Source organism: Campylobacter sp. 2018MI34, assembly GCF_016598975.1.
Classification (GTDB): Bacteria; Campylobacterota; Campylobacteria; order Campylobacterales; family Campylobacteraceae; genus Campylobacter_D.
In genome coordinates this window covers 37100-51201 of the sequence record NZ_JAENKS010000002.1, presented here as the reverse complement: position 1 = coordinate 51201, position 14102 = coordinate 37100, and the positions used below count along the sequence as shown (strand labels likewise).

Here is a 14102-nt window from a genome sequence, read left to right as displayed (position 1 = left end):
CGCAAGATAATAATACAGCGCCAAGAATTTGAAGGTTATATCCATCAAGAAGATACCTTTTTAAATATTTAAAAGAGAATCATTCTATGTTTAAATACAAAAAAGAAAGTCGTATAGTTGGAAAATATGCTATAAACGATAGAGGAAAAGAGTATGCAGAATTTTCAATAGCCCAACATTCGCTGAGCAAAATCATCTTGCTAACACTTCTATAACTTATCATTTAGGAATGGAATCATTTTTAAATACTCCTAATAAATTTGAAGAAGTGAACAATAATCTTAAAAAGCCTATATATAATTTTCCCTCTAAGATCTTGCCATTAGGAATCTATCCTGATGATGTTTATGTAATAATTAGTACGCCGAGGACTAAAATATGGCTTTATTGATAAATGGTTAGTACGTGGAACTTATCACGTTGAGAATGGAATTAAGTAATATGACTGGAAAAATAGTAGCTGGAGGAAATCAATTCTCAAGATTATAGAGTGAGTTTTTAACTCCTGAAATAGCCAAAAAATGCCTAATTTTCAACAAGTTTTCTACTACTTTAGAAAAATTTGTAGAAAATGACTCAAAAGCATGGGGAATCAATTCTTATGTAGCTAACTATGGAAAAAATATACTTTTTCAACTGGGAAGTTCGTATTGCGAAACGTATCACTCATTTAAATTTGATTTTAAAAGTAAAGAAGAATTTTATAAAGCATTAGGTAATCCACAAAAACTAAGAAAACATACAATCTCTGAAGAAATTTCTTGTGAAGAATGTTAGTGGGTAGATTTAATTAATATAAAAATTTCAAGAATATTATGGAGTAAATCTTCTACCATCTAATTTAAAAATAAAAACAGAGATTTTTATGAATCATTTTGATTTTTTTAAAAATTTAAGCTATATTTATCTTTGTTTTAGAGTTAGATTATTTATCAATCTTTTATGAAATTTTAAAAAATAAAAATATTTTTAACACACTTAATAAAATATTGTATTTTTAACATTAATAGCTATTTTAATTCATATTTTGCATTAATCTTAAGATGGTATGTAGGAGAACACGCTCCTTAGAACATCTTATGAAAGTATGATTTATATAGTCTTAATTTGTGCAATTTACGGAATCCTTTTCTATAAAAAATCTTTTTTAACTCTTTGTATTGCAAATATTATGGCTAGAATTTCTTTATTTGCAGCTCATCTTGGCTTTATGGATCCACAAATTACAAATTTAATTCCTATTTTAAATCTTATTGACTTAATATTCACGTTTCTATCATAACCACAAGCTATGGATTTTTAGCTTTTTGTTTTCTTTTGGGAATTTTTAGTTTAATTTTACTTATCCTAAGAAATCCTAAAAAATCAAATTGATCAAATTATTTTAATATTCATTGTATTAATGAAATGGCTATGATTATAGTACTTGCTTTACTTACCGTAGGAAATTTTTAGGTAGAGTTTGGGTAAATGAAAGTTAGAAAAGGTATCGGGGCTAGGACCCAAAAGAAACGTGGGCTTTAATTTCCATTATAATTTATACTATAATTCTTCATTTAAGACTTTTGTCAAAATTTAATTCTCCTTTTATTTTTATAGCTGCAAGTGTTTTAGAATTTTATTCTATTTTAATGACTTATTTTGGAGTTAATTTTTATTTATCAGGTCTTCATTCTCATGTAAACGGAGATCCTATATTTATACCAAAATTTTTATATTTTTTACTTTTATCTTAATTTTTATAGCCTTTTTTAAAAGAAATTTAAAAAATCCAATTTAATTATCCAAAATAGTTTGCAAGTATTAAATCTATTTTAATAATAAATAGATTTATCTTACTTTTAAAATGAAATAAATATAAAATAATTAATATAACTTTTTTTAAATTTTTATAAAATATTTTAAACTTAATAATATTCTTTTTATAACTTAATTAAAATGATATTTTTATACTTATAAGTTTTATACATTTTTAAATTAGTAATATTTAGATTTTAATAAAATTTAGAAAAACAAATTCTTAAAATTTTAACTTTATTCTCTTTTTGATTAATATAAAAATAAATTAAAATTTTAGCACAAGAGAGATATAAAATCACTCTTGCAAATGATGATTTGATATCAGTATTTTGTTAAATTATTTATTATAGCTAAATAAATTAAGAAATTTTTTAGCTCTTTCTGTGTTAGGATTTTTAAAAAATATTTCAGGAGAATTTTCTTCAACTATAGTGCCATTATCCATAAAAATGATTCTATCAGCTACCCCTTTAGCAAAAGCCATTTCATGAGTTACTATAATCATAGTCATACCCTCTTTTGCAAGATTAAGCATTACCTCTAAAACCTCACGTACTATCTCAGGATCTAAGGCTGCTGTAACCTCATCAAAAAGCATTAATTCAGGATTCATACACAAACTTCTAACTATAGCTATACGCTGTTTTTGGCCACCACTTAATTCTCTAGGATAAGAATCAATTTTATGAGATAAGCCAACTTTATCAAGCCATTTTTTTGCCTCTTCTAAAACTTCTTCTTTATCTCTTTTTTGAACTTTTATAGGTCCTAAAAGTATATTTTCTCTTACACTTAAGTGCTCAAAAAGCTCATAAGATTGAAAAACCATTCCAATCTTTTGACGAATTCTAGTCCAATCTTTAAAATCTTTTGTTATTTTTTCTCCATTGATATAAATACTTCCATCAGCGATTTCTTCAAGCCCATTAATACAACGTAAAAGAGTTGATTTCCCACATCCGCTAGGTCCTAAAATTACAAGAGTTTCTTTTTGTTGCAATTCCAAATTGATATTTTTTAAAGCATGATGATTGCCATAATATTTTTGTAAATTTTCTATTTTTAAGATACTCACATTAGCTCCATTTTTTTTCTAAAATTCGAGAATATAAAGAAAGAGGATAGCAAATTATAAAATATATAATAAAAATTAAACCATAAATAATAAAAGGGGCAAAATCATTTTTATTGTGAAATTCTATAATTTGTTGTCCAACTTTAACAAGTTCAACGCTTCCAATTAAATAAGCAAAAGTAGTGCTTTTTACCATACGTGTTAATAAATTCATACTAACAGGAGTTAATCTTCTAAAAGCTTGAGGTATGATAATATAAATAAAACTTTGTAAAGAATTTAACCCTAAAGAAGCAGCGCTTTCATACTGATGTTTAGGAATACTTTGCAAAGATGAACGCACTAAATCCATCATCTCAAAACTTCCCCAAATACTAAAAACAATAATAGCTGAAGTTTTACTATCTAAATCAATACCAAGCCATCTTGAAAGCCCAAAATAAACGATAAAAAGCCAAACAAGCAATGGCATTACACGTATAAATTCTAAACCAAAACGACAAAATGCATAAATATAAGGATTTTTAAGAACCATTAAAATTCCCAATATAAGACCACCAAATGAAGTTACAATAATACTTATAAAAGAAATTTCAAATGTAACAAAAAGTCCTTGTGCTAATCTTAAAAAAGTATCTTGATTTAAAAGATCAAGCATGTCTTAGCCTTTTTTCAATATAAGATAAAATTAAAGATAAAGGTAAAATAATACACAAATATCCCAAAAATAACATAAATAAAAGTTCATCTGTTTTATAGGTGAGAGAATTTAATCCTTTCATTAAATTTACCAAATCTGGTAAAGCTATAATACTCACAACAGATGTCTCTTTAATTAAAAAAATAATATTTGCACTAATACTTGGCATAGAAATGGCTAAAGCTTGTGGAAAAATAACAAATCTTAAATTCTGAAAAGAAGTAAGTCCTAAAGAAAGCCCTGCTTCAAATTGTTGTTTTTTTATAGCATCAAAACCAGATCTTAAACTCTCAGCCATATAAGCCCCGCCTAAAAAACTAAGTCCAGCTATAGCACAAGCAAAGGCTGGACGCAAGCTTTCATCAACACTAAAACATATTAAATTTAAAATAGGCATTTGCTCTAAATGTATATTTAACTTTGGTAAAGCATAATATAGAAAAAAAAGCTGTATCAGCAAAGGAGTATTTCTTGCAAATTCTATATAAATATTACAGATATATTCAAAAATACGTATTTTAAAATAAGATACTATAACGCAAAATACTCCGATGATTAAAGAAAAAACAATTCCAAAAAAACTTAATTTTATAGTAAGAAAAGCTGCTTTTGCAAAAGCTGGAGTATAATGCAATAAAAAATTAAAATCCATTCGAAGCTTCCTTAAAATAATACGCTAAAATTTTTTATAAGTTTTTCTTTATCTAAAATAATAATTTTACCTTTATTAGTTGTTAATATATTATTGTTTTTAAATTCTTTTAAAACTCTAGATAAAGACTCTACTCTAACATTTAAATCAAGTGCGATTTGTTTTTGAGTGATTATATCTAATTTCTGCTCATTTTCCAAAATATAATAAGCTATTTTCTCTTTTAATTCTAAAGAATTTTGTAAAAGCTTTTTTTCTAGAATTTTAATTTTCTCAAATAATGAAGCAATGAGTAAAAAATTAAATTTTGTATTCTCTAAACATAAATTATAAAATTTTTCAAAATTAATTTCTAAAATCTCACCCTCTTCTTCAAATTCAGCATTAGCTGGATATTTTAATCTTTTAAAAGCAGGCATTTCAGCTATAAAACTTATAGGCAAAAAACGATGCAAAGTCATTTGTTTATCATTTATGCTTTTATAGATACGCACTTTTCCTTTTAAAAGTATAAAAAAATTTTTAGCTTGTTCTTCTTCATAAAATAAAATATTATTTTTTTTATATTTTTTAATATTTCCTATTTTATATAAAAAATTTAAATAATCTTCCATTTTTCCTCATTTTAACATAAGTTAATGTTTAAATCATTTTAATCTGATATATTAACTATAAAAAATTAATAAAGGAACAAAGATGATCTATGAAACAATTAATCAAGAATCTATTTTAAAACTTATGGATATTTTTTATGATAAAGTTAGAAAAAATGAAAAATTGGGACCTATTTTTAATAATGCCATAGGAGTAGATAATCAAAGTTGGCAAGAACATAAAAAGAAAATAGGAAATTTTTGGATGGGTATGCTTTTGGGAGAAGGAGATTATAAAGGACAACCGCTTAAAGCACATATTGAATTACCACCTTTTCCAAGAGAATTTTTTGAAGTTTGGCTAGAGCTTTTTAGTGAAAGTTTAAAAAATGTTTATACAGATGAAACGGCAAATATTATATTACAAAGAGCTAATATGATATCAAGTCATTTTCAAAATATGCTTTATCATTCCTAATAAATCTTTTAATACAAGAGGTTGTTTTTAAACCTCTTAATATAAAAAATTATACTTTTATCTTTTCTAAGTCTTTTTTTGCTTTTTTTAAAATACTCTCATCATTGAAATTAAAAAATTTAAAATCATTTCCATGTTGAGTAAAACCATCAAGCAAATCACCGCTTAAACGATTTTTAAGATCAAGTTCTGCAATCTCAAATCCATCTAGCGTTTTAGAAAATTCTAGTAATCTTTGAGGAATTTCTTTAAGCTTAGTGTATAAATAACAATAACTTTTAACACCATTTCTACCAACTCTACCACGTAATTGATGCAAAGTTGCAAGTCCTAATCTTTCAGCTCCAACTATAACAATAGTGCTAAGTCTTGGTAAAGAAATTCCCACCTCAACAACTGTAGTGCTAAGTAAAATATTGCCTTCATCTTTAAAAGATTGCAATATTTCATCTTTGTTCTTGTCCTTTCCGTGGGTAATAAAAACTTTCTCATAATGAGTTTTCCAATAATCGCTAGCTTGTTCTAAAGAAAGATATGGAATTTTATCACTTGGATTCACTAAAGGATATATAATAATAATTTGATGATTTAATTCAATCTCTTCTTTAATTTTTTTTTCAAGCAAAGCAAAACCTTCACTTTTAATACATAAAGTTTTAATTTCTTTTTTAAAGGGCATTTGTTTTATAAAAGAAAAATTTAAAAGTTCTGATTGTATCATACTAAGAGTTCTAGGGATTGGTGTAGCCGAAAATTGTATAAAATGTGGGCTAAATTCTCCATTTGATAATTCATAAATTTTTTGTCTTTGATTAGATCCAAAACGATGTTGTTCGTCAATCATAATTAAAACTGCCTTAAATTCTTTTAAATATGTAAGAGCGTGTGTTCCTATAATTAAATGAGCTTTTTTAATATTTTCTTCTAAATTTTTATCTTTTTTGCCTCCTCTAACAAATAAAACATTTATAAACTGGGGTAAAAGTTTTAATGCTTCATCATAAAGTTGCCTTGCTAAAATACTAGTTGGTGCCATCAAAATAGCTTGTCTTGGATAAACCATTAAAGCAGCACCTAATAAAACTAAAGTTTTGCCACAACCAACATCTCCCATAACTACACGTCTTTTAGCCTCTTTAGATTCTAAATCTTTTTTAATATCTTCTAAAGCTATAAGTTGATCTTTAGTTAATTTAAAGGGTAAATTTTTTATCCACGAATCAATTTTAAAAATTTCAAATTCATAACTTTTATAAGTTTTTCTTTTATTTCTCAATCGTTTTAAAAAATTAAAAATCTCTATATATTTTAAATCTTTTTCAAATTTTGAAAAATTTTGATATAAAATATAGCATTTCTCATCATAGGAATGTAAATTAAGAAGCAGATGAATATATTTTTCTTCAAGCTTGCTTTCTTTTAAGCTTTCAAAACTAAGATAATTTTGTATTAAATTTTGAATTTTTTCATCTCTAATACCAGGAATTTGATACTTTGGTATAAATCCCCCTATTTTATTTATAATTTTAGGATTATTAAATTGCCAGTTTTGATTAAAAAAATTTAATTTTGCACTAAAAATTAAAAAAGCACCTGTTTTTAAAAGCTTTATATGCCAAGTGCTGGGATTAAAAAAAACAAAATGAGCATCTATTTTCCATCCCTCACACTCACAAATTCCATAAATTTGATTTCTTCTTAAACTTACACTCTTAATTCTAACTTTTTGAGTACAGATTTCACCTTGTTTTGGAAAAGGGGTAGAATTTAAATTTTCAATTTTTTTAGGCAATATTAAAGCCAAATCAATAATATTTTTAATCCTTAATTTTTTAAAAAGTTCAAAATCCTTAAGATTAATCTTCATTTTTTAAACTTGCAAAACTAAGTTGTAAAATTTCATTATGCTTTTTAATATAAGCATTAATTTCATTTAAATTAACTTTCTCTATATTTTGAAGTTCATTTTTATAATATCCTAATTCTAAATCTCTATAAAATTCATAAAATGCTATATTTAATCTTTTGCTTAAACTCTCATATCTTAGAGGAGTATTGCCAAGTAAAAAATTTTTAGCTTGATTTAATTCTTCCTCATTAACTCCTTTTTCAACAAATTCATTAAAAACTTGTTTTATAATCTTTTTAGCTTCTTGTGCATTTTCATTTTTTGTTTGCAAATATCCAAAAATACGATTATATGATAAATTTAAATCAAGCATAGCATATGCTGAATAAGCAAGTCCTCTTTTAACGCGAATTTCTTCCATTATTCTAGAACCAAAACCTGCTTGCCCTAATATAAAATGAGAAATTTTAGCCATATAAATATCATTATCTTTAATATTTCCATAAAATGGAGAAGCAAAATAAATATAAGCTTGTTCGCTTTCTTTACGCACTAAACTAACATCTTTTATCTTTGAGGTAAGATTAAATTTTTTATCTGGAATTTTTTCTCCTTTAACTAAAGGATTTAAAATAAGTTCTAATAATTTTTGTATATCTTTTTTTACGAAATCTCCACCTAAAGTTATAATAAGATTGCTAAGATTTAAATGTCTTTTAAAAAAGTCTTTTAAATCTTTAAGTGTAATTTGCCTAATACTTTCTTCATTTCCATCATTAGGGCTTTGAAATTCTTTATAATCAAATGTATTAGAATTTAATAAATTCTTTGCTAAATAATCAAAATCACTATTTTTACTTGCTAATTCGCTTAAAGCAAGAAATTTATTTTTCTGTAATATTTTTTCATTAAAACGAGGTTTTTCTAATAAATTAGCCAAAGACTTAAAGGCAAATTCTTTATACTCTTTTAATAAAGAAAGATTAATTTCTAAAGTTTCAAATCCGCTACTAGCTGAGAGATTTATAGCTTTTAATTCTAATTCTTTAAAAAAATTATCATCTACTCCCTCATTTAAAATTCTTACCAACATTCTTGCAGTTCCTGGTATCAAATCAAAACTTCTACCACAATTTTTAAAAATTAATTTTAATACTATAATCGGAAGATCATTATTTTCTTCAAAAATCAAAGGAATTTTTGTATTTTTAAAATTTAAATATTCTAATTTCATTAAAACCTTTCTAAAATTTCATAAGCCGTATTTCTTTTAGCAGCTTTTTCACCTAAGCTTTGGATAAGTCTTATCATTTCATCTTGATTCATTTTATAACTTGCTCCAGCTGCTGAAACAACGTTTTCTTCCATCATAGTAGAGCCTAAATCATTGGCTCCAAATTTTAAAGCAAGTTGTCCTATTAAAGAACCTTGAGTTACCCAAGAACTTTGAATATTTTTAAAATTATCCAAATAAAGTCTTGATAAAGCAAGTAATCTTAAATAACGATTAGAACTTTGTTTTAAAATTTCAGGATGTTTTTTAATTAAAAGAGTATTTTCACTTTGAAAACTCCACAAAATAAAAGCTCTAAAACCATTTGTTTCATCTTGAAGCTCTCTTAAATATTCTAAATGTTCAATAATCTCTTCGTTTGTTTCTACGGTTCCAAACATCATTGTAGCAGTGCTTTTCATGCCAATTTTATGTGCGTTTTTATGAACTTCAAGCCAAGTTTTTACATCACATTTATTTGGAGCTATAATATCTCTTACTCTATCACTTAAAATTTCAGCTCCAGCTCCAGGGATGGAAAAAAGACCCTTGTCTTGAAGTCTTTTTAAAACTTGAATAATAGGAATTTTAGAAGCTTTTGCAATATAAGCAATTTCTACAGCAGAAAAACCATGGATTGTGATATCAGGGTAAGTTTTTTTAATCCAATCTACCAAATCCTCATACCATTCTATCTTAAGTTTTGGATGAACTCCACCTTGAAAAAGAATTTGAGTTCCACCTATAGCTTTAAGCTCTTCAATTTTTTTACCAATTTCTTCATAACTTAAAATATAAGCATCATCTTCTTTATGATGACGATAAAAAGCACAAAATGAACAATCAATACAACAAACATTAGTGTAATTAATATTACGATCTACTACAAAAGTTGTAATTTTTTCAGGGTGTAATTCTAATTTTTTTTTATAGGCCATCTCTCCTAGTTCTATTAAGCTTGCATTTTCAAGTAAATCTAGGGCTTCTTTTTTTTCAAGTCTTTTTTTCAAAACTTATTCCTTAATTTATAATCTCTAATAAATATTATAACATTTAAAAATATAAAATTGTGTTATAATTATAAGTTATGAATTATATAGATTTATTAAAAAATAATAAAAACATACGAATTTTGGCAAGTGTGCAGTTTGTCGTTTATTTTGGAGCTTGGTTTTCTCAAACTGGAGTTTATACTCTTTTAGTAAATTTAAATGCTCCAACTTGGGCTATTTCAATAAGTGCTATGCTTGCTTTTTTACCAGGAGTTTTACTCGCGCCTATTAATGGGGTCATCGTTGAAAGAAATAAACCTAAAAAATTATTATTAACGATGGCAAGTCTTGAACTGATATCTATTTTTATGCTTATTTTTGTTAAAGATCTTAGTATGCTTTGGCTTTTATTTGTTTTAATCTTTTTAAGACTTTGCGTTGCTTCAATTTATTTTCAAACAGAAATGAGTTTGCTTGCTAAAATACTTAATGCTAAGGAATTAAAACTCGTTAATGAAATGCATAGCATTATATGGGCTGTTTCTTATACTGCTGGTATGGCTATGGCTGGAATTTTTATTAATTTTCTTGGAATTCAAAATGCTTTTTTATTTGATGTTTTTCTTATTGGTATTGGCATCTTTTTTCTTACTAAATTAATCATTCCAGATTTTGAACGTAAAAAACAAAATAATTTCATCTTTATGATAAAAGATGGATTCTTATATATCTTTAGAAAAAAAATTATTTTACATCTTATAATGCTTCACGCCTTTGTTGGCATTACTGCATATGATGCTTTAGTGACGCTCTTAGCCAAACATCAATATAAAGAAGTATTATCTGCTGCTTTAGTAATAGGCTTTATTAACGCAATTAGAGCTTGTTCTTTAGCTATTGGACCAATTATTTTAAGTCGTTTTATCAATAGCAAAACTCTTGTTTATTTTTATATTGGACAAGGAGTAGGTATCATATTTTGGGCTTTAACTCAATTTAATTTTTATCTTTCCTTTTTAGGTCTAATAGCAGCAGGATTTTTTACCTCATCTCTTTGGGCTTATACTTATACTATGGTGCAAAAAAACTGCGATAAAGAATATTATGGAAGAGTTATAGCTTACACAGATATGGTTTATCTTACTTTTAGTGCTATTGTTTCTATTTTTATAGGTATTTTATTTGATTGGGGTTTAAATCTGCAAATGATTACTTCTTTGCTTGGTATTATTTTTATATTTGCTGCTTTTTATTGGAAATATTTTACAAAAGCTTATTCAAAAGAATTAAACTAATCTTTTATAATAATATTTTCCAAATTTTTAAAATAAAATAAATTTGCTCCATCTTGATAATTGTATTCAAGTTTTATACAATGAGATTCTAAAATAGTATTTACAATATAAAGTCCTAAACCAAAACTATCCTTTTGCTTAGAACCTTGAGTAAAAGCCTGAGTATAATACTCTAAAGAGTTATTTAGTTTATCTCCATAATTTTTAAAACAAATAAAATCTTTTGAAATTTCAATTTGCAAAAAATGCTCCTTAGAATACTTCACTCCATTATCAATCATATTTTTAATTGCTGTTGTAAAAAGTTTAAAATCAACACTAACAAAAAAACTTTCTTTTATAGAAATTTTAATATTTTTATCATCGTTCATTGCTATTTCTTTGGCTTCATCTAAAATATCTAAAATATTATATTTTTTTTTATTGATAAAAGCAGCACCTGAAGTAATTTGCTCAATCGCAGCAAATTCATTAATTAGAATTTCAAGACGATTAAATATTCCCTCTAAGCGACTTTTATATTTATTATCTTCAAGCATTTCTAGTGTAATTAAACCTTTAGTAATTGGAGTTTTAAGCTCATGCATAATATTTCTTAAAAAAAACTGACGCGATTGATTAAGTTTTCTAATTTGCACTATAGCCAAATAAAAAGCATTAGCAACTTGAGAAATTTCATCTTGCCCATTGCTTACATCTTCAATTGTATCAAGCTTATTAAGAGCAAATTTATCAATTTGTTTTTTTAAAGCTTTTAAAGGTTTTAATTTTTTAAAAATAAAAATATAAAGTAAAATCAAGATACATATTACAACTACTGCAATAACTTTTATCGTAAAATATCTATAACTTTGATAATCTTGATCATTATAGAGAAAAATTTTACCATTAAAAATGATATTAAGATAAACTTCTTTGTTATAGGATATTATTTCAATAAGACCATTATTTGTTTGCACTCTTGCTAATACTTCACCATAAAATAATATTTTTCTGATATTTTTTGGCTCTGTAATTTCATTCATTTTATAATTTTTAGTTTGTTCTTCAAATTCTTTTTCACTAATAATTCCACTAAAATACAATAATCTTGCATTAGCAATTAAAGAATATTTAGCATTAAGTTCATTGGTATAATTTTGCTGATCGTATTCTATCAGCCATAAAAAGGCTAAAATAACACTAACTCCAGCAAAAATAAAAATAAAAGTAATAATATAAAAAATTGATGATTTATTCATTGAGTTAATTTATATCCTATACCTCTTATAGAATGAATATATTTAGGTGTTTTTGGATCATCTCCCATTTTTTGACGAATGCGACTTATAATAACGTCTATGCTTTTATTACTTGAATCCTCACTAATAGAGCTACAATTATAAACAAGTTCTTCACGGCTTACCACACCACCTTCTTTTTTGATCAAGTAACTTAAAATGTCAAATTCAGCATTTGTAAGATTTAATTCTTGTCCTTTCATTGTAATAGCATGCTTATATTGATCATAAACAAGATCTTTGCTGGCACGAGAAAAGGTATTTTTAGCATTTGAAATACGTCTTAAATGACTTCTAATTCTTGCTTGAAGCTCCTTAGGATTATAAGGCTTTGGCAAATAATCATCTGCTCCAAGCTCTAAAGCATTAACTTTATCACTAATATCATGCCTAGCACTTGAGATAATAATAGGGATATCATATTTTTTACGAATTTCTTCACAAACTTCAAGCCCATCAAGTCCTGGTAAAGTAAGATCTAAAATGACAAGCTCATACTCTTTTAAAGCAAGCTTTGAGAGCCCTATATAAGGCTCATGAGCAATATCAACTTTCATTTCAGATTTTTCCAAATACTCAGCTATAATTTCAGCTAATTCTAAATCATCTTCTATCATAAGAATATGGGTCATAAATATTCCTTAAAAATTTAAATAATAAATTATACTATAAATTAAATTTATTATTTTATAACAAGCAATGTAACAAAACCACTACGATAAACCCAAACTTTAATCCATTCTTTCTTTCCTATTTTTTTAAAAGCTTCGCTTAAATCTTTTAAATTTTTTATTTCAATTTGTTCAACTCCAACTATAATATCTCCTGTTCTAAATCCTGCATCTTTTGCTTTGCTTTTATTTTTAACCTCATCTACTAAAACACCATTAATATCACTTGGAATTTGAAGTTTTGCTTTTAAATTGGCATTAAGTTCTTTTAAATTTAAGCCATCAATAATATTAGTCTGATTTGTTTTAATCTCTTTATCACCTTTTAAAATAAAACTTACCTGTTTAACAACTCCATCTCTTTCATAGGTTATACTTATATTTTGATTAGGCTCTAAAGTTCCAATATAATTTTTAAGATCTGTTGGACTTTTAATAATTTTATCATTTACTTTTATAACTAGATCACCTCTTTTGAGTTTAGCATCATCTGCTGAGGATCCTTTTTGAATATCTGTAATTAAAGCTCCTTCTTGATTTTTGTAAGCTTTTTTAGTATCTCCTTGTAAAGCTGAAATAGTAACACCTAAAATTCCTCTTTCAACCTTACCATTTTGTATTAGTTTTTTTGAAATATCTTTAACCATATTAGAAGGGATAGCAAATCCTATACCATTGTTACCACCTCCTCTTGAGAGAATTGCTGAATTAATTCCCACAAGAAAACCTCTTGTATCCACTAAAGCTCCCCCTGAATTTCCTGGATTTATAGAAGCATCTGTTTGGATAAAATTTTCATATTGATTAAGACCAATATTATCTTTATTAAGAGCAGAAATGATACCACTTGTTACACTAAAACCTACACCAAAAGGATTTCCAAGAGCAAAAACTATATCACCTTCCATTAAATCATCAGAATTTGAAAAAGTTACAGCTTGAAGATTATTTGCCTCTATTTTTATTACAGCTAAATCTGTTTTCGGGTCTTTTCCTATAAGTTTAGCTTTATATTCTGCATCACTTCCTGGTAAATTTACCATAATATTATCTGCATCTTCTACAACATGATTATTTGTAACTATATATCCATCTTTAGAAATTATTACCCCAGATCCTAAAGAATTAACGACTTCTTTATCGCTTTTTCCTCTACGCTTTGGAAAATCAAAATCAAAAAATTGTTTAAAATAAGGATCATTAAAAAACTCTTCTAAAGGATTGGCTCTATCTGAATATTCTATTGTTTTAGAAGTTGAAATATTTACAACAGATTTTTTTACATCTTTAATAGCATCATGATAAGATAAAACTATATTAGAGCCATTAGCAGGATTTACACGATCTGGATTTGAGTTTGCCTCATTAAAAATAATATTTGCACTAAATAAGTAACTAGCCAAAGTAACGCATAAAAATATTTTTTTCATAATTATTTCCTTTC

Annotated in this window: 15 protein-coding genes; 5 read left to right on the top strand and 10 right to left on the bottom strand. The window is 25.9% G+C overall.

Annotated features, from left to right (window positions below; genetic code table 11):
• The first annotated feature begins 86 nt into the window (after positions 1-86).
• The 3 genes from JG676_RS09070 to JG676_RS08890 all read left to right on the top strand — a co-directional run bounded on the left by JG676_RS09070 (position 87) and on the right by JG676_RS08890 (position 1736).
• Positions 87-215, top strand: coding sequence for a hypothetical protein (locus JG676_RS09070; protein WP_281431897.1), 129 nt, complete (start codon positions 87-89; stop codon positions 213-215).
• A gap of 872 nt (positions 216-1087) precedes the next feature.
• On the top strand, positions 1088-1282 hold the full coding sequence (locus tag JG676_RS08895; protein ID WP_246801777.1) for a hypothetical protein: 195 nt from the start codon (positions 1088-1090) through the stop codon (positions 1280-1282).
• A 241-nt stretch (positions 1283-1523) separates the two neighbouring features.
• A complete protein-coding gene (locus tag JG676_RS08890) occupies positions 1524-1736 on the top strand; it encodes a hypothetical protein (protein WP_373563785.1) in 213 nt (70 codons plus the stop codon).
• 401 nt (positions 1737-2137) lie between these two features.
• Here JG676_RS08890 and JG676_RS01200 read toward each other — a convergent pair whose 3' ends face one another.
• From JG676_RS01200 to JG676_RS01185, 4 genes are read right to left on the bottom strand one after another with little or no spacing between them, the layout of a single operon-like run.
• A complete protein-coding gene (locus JG676_RS01200; protein ID WP_200169378.1) occupies positions 2138-2875 on the bottom strand; it encodes an amino acid ABC transporter ATP-binding protein in 738 nt (245 codons plus the stop codon).
• A 1-nt stretch (position 2876) separates the two neighbouring features.
• Positions 2877-3533: an amino acid ABC transporter permease gene (locus JG676_RS01195; RefSeq protein ID WP_200169377.1), complete on the bottom strand. Its 657-nt coding sequence runs from the start codon at positions 3531-3533 to the stop codon at positions 2877-2879.
• Positions 3526-4227: an amino acid ABC transporter permease gene (locus tag JG676_RS01190; RefSeq protein WP_200169376.1), complete on the bottom strand. Its 702-nt coding sequence runs from the start codon at positions 4225-4227 to the stop codon at positions 3526-3528. The genes JG676_RS01195 and JG676_RS01190 overlap by 8 nt, the downstream gene beginning before the upstream one ends.
• An 11-nt stretch (positions 4228-4238) precedes the next feature.
• The gene (locus tag JG676_RS01185; RefSeq protein ID WP_200169375.1) at positions 4239-4841 is read right to left on the bottom strand and encodes a Crp/Fnr family transcriptional regulator; all 603 of its coding nucleotides are present in this window, start codon (positions 4839-4841) and stop codon (positions 4239-4241) included.
• Positions 4842-4923: 82 nt separating this feature from the next.
• On the opposite strand from JG676_RS01185, the gene JG676_RS01180 reads away from it, so the two are divergent.
• Positions 4924-5298, top strand: a complete 375-nt coding sequence (locus tag JG676_RS01180; protein ID WP_200169374.1) for a group III truncated hemoglobin — start codon at positions 4924-4926, stop codon at positions 5296-5298.
• A gap of 49 nt (positions 5299-5347) precedes the next feature.
• Here JG676_RS01180 and recG read toward each other — a convergent pair whose 3' ends face one another.
• Genes recG through JG676_RS01165 form a run of 3 tightly spaced genes read right to left on the bottom strand, consistent with a single transcriptional unit; the run spans position 5348 to position 9430 of the window.
• Positions 5348-7165 carry an ATP-dependent DNA helicase RecG gene (recG, locus tag JG676_RS01175; RefSeq protein ID WP_200217076.1) on the bottom strand — a complete coding sequence of 606 codons (1818 nt, stop codon included), beginning with the start codon at positions 7163-7165 and terminating at the stop codon, positions 5348-5350.
• On the bottom strand, positions 7155-8381 hold the full coding sequence (locus JG676_RS01170) for a pitrilysin family protein (RefSeq protein WP_200217075.1): 1227 nt from the start codon (positions 8379-8381) through the stop codon (positions 7155-7157). Before JG676_RS01170 ends, recG begins: the two co-directional genes overlap by 11 nt.
• Complete coding sequence (locus JG676_RS01165; RefSeq protein ID WP_200169371.1) at positions 8381-9430, bottom strand: dehypoxanthine futalosine cyclase; 1050 nt, start codon at positions 9428-9430, stop codon at positions 8381-8383. Before JG676_RS01165 ends, JG676_RS01170 begins: the two co-directional genes overlap by 1 nt.
• 77 nt (positions 9431-9507) lie before the next feature.
• On the opposite strand from JG676_RS01165, the gene JG676_RS01160 reads away from it, so the two are divergent.
• Positions 9508-10707 (top strand): MFS transporter, encoded by a 1200-nt coding sequence (locus JG676_RS01160; RefSeq protein ID WP_200169370.1) that lies wholly within the window; start codon positions 9508-9510, stop codon positions 10705-10707.
• On the opposite strand, the gene JG676_RS01155 is transcribed toward JG676_RS01160, so the two are convergent.
• Genes JG676_RS01155 through JG676_RS01145 form a run of 3 tightly spaced genes read right to left on the bottom strand, consistent with a single transcriptional unit; the run spans position 10704 to position 14088 of the window.
• Positions 10704-11948 carry an ArsS family sensor histidine kinase gene (locus tag JG676_RS01155; RefSeq protein WP_200217074.1) on the bottom strand — a complete coding sequence of 415 codons (1245 nt, stop codon included), beginning with the start codon at positions 11946-11948 and terminating at the stop codon, positions 10704-10706. The genes JG676_RS01160 and JG676_RS01155 overlap by 4 nt on opposite strands.
• Entirely contained in the window at positions 11945-12619 is a 675-nt protein-coding gene (locus tag JG676_RS01150) for a response regulator transcription factor (RefSeq protein WP_200169368.1), read from the bottom strand. Before JG676_RS01150 ends, JG676_RS01155 begins: the two co-directional genes overlap by 4 nt.
• 50 nt (positions 12620-12669) lie before the next feature.
• Positions 12670-14088 (bottom strand): DegQ family serine endoprotease, encoded by a 1419-nt coding sequence (locus tag JG676_RS01145; RefSeq protein ID WP_200169367.1) that lies wholly within the window; start codon positions 14086-14088, stop codon positions 12670-12672.
• Between the last annotated feature and the right edge of the window lie 14 nt (positions 14089-14102).

Excerpts from the sequence above, each read along its gene's own strand:
- JG676_RS09070 (WP_281431897.1), top strand. The coding sequence starts at position 87 with ATGTTTAAATACAAAAAAGAAAGTCGTATAGTTGGAAAATATGCTATA.
- JG676_RS08895 (WP_246801777.1), top strand. The coding sequence starts at position 1,088 with ATGATTTATATAGTCTTAATTTGTGCAATTTACGGAATCCTTTTCTAT.
- JG676_RS01195 (WP_200169377.1), bottom strand. The coding sequence starts at position 3,533 with ATGCTTGATCTTTTAAATCAAGATACTTTTTTAAGATTAGCACAAGGA.
- JG676_RS01190 (WP_200169376.1), bottom strand. The coding sequence starts at position 4,227 with ATGGATTTTAATTTTTTATTGCATTATACTCCAGCTTTTGCAAAAGCA.
- JG676_RS01185 (WP_200169375.1), bottom strand. The coding sequence starts at position 4,841 with ATGGAAGATTATTTAAATTTTTTATATAAAATAGGAAATATTAAAAAA.
- JG676_RS01180 (WP_200169374.1), top strand. The coding sequence starts at position 4,924 with ATGATCTATGAAACAATTAATCAAGAATCTATTTTAAAACTTATGGAT.
- recG (WP_200217076.1), bottom strand. The coding sequence starts at position 7,165 with ATGAAGATTAATCTTAAGGATTTTGAACTTTTTAAAAAATTAAGGATT.
- JG676_RS01170 (WP_200217075.1), bottom strand. The coding sequence starts at position 8,381 with ATGAAATTAGAATATTTAAATTTTAAAAATACAAAAATTCCTTTGATT.
- JG676_RS01160 (WP_200169370.1), top strand. The coding sequence starts at position 9,508 with ATGAATTATATAGATTTATTAAAAAATAATAAAAACATACGAATTTTG.
- JG676_RS01155 (WP_200217074.1), bottom strand. The coding sequence starts at position 11,948 with ATGAATAAATCATCAATTTTTTATATTATTACTTTTATTTTTATTTTT.
- JG676_RS01150 (WP_200169368.1), bottom strand. The coding sequence starts at position 12,619 with ATGACCCATATTCTTATGATAGAAGATGATTTAGAATTAGCTGAAATT.
- JG676_RS01145 (WP_200169367.1), bottom strand. The coding sequence starts at position 14,088 with ATGAAAAAAATATTTTTATGCGTTACTTTGGCTAGTTACTTATTTAGT.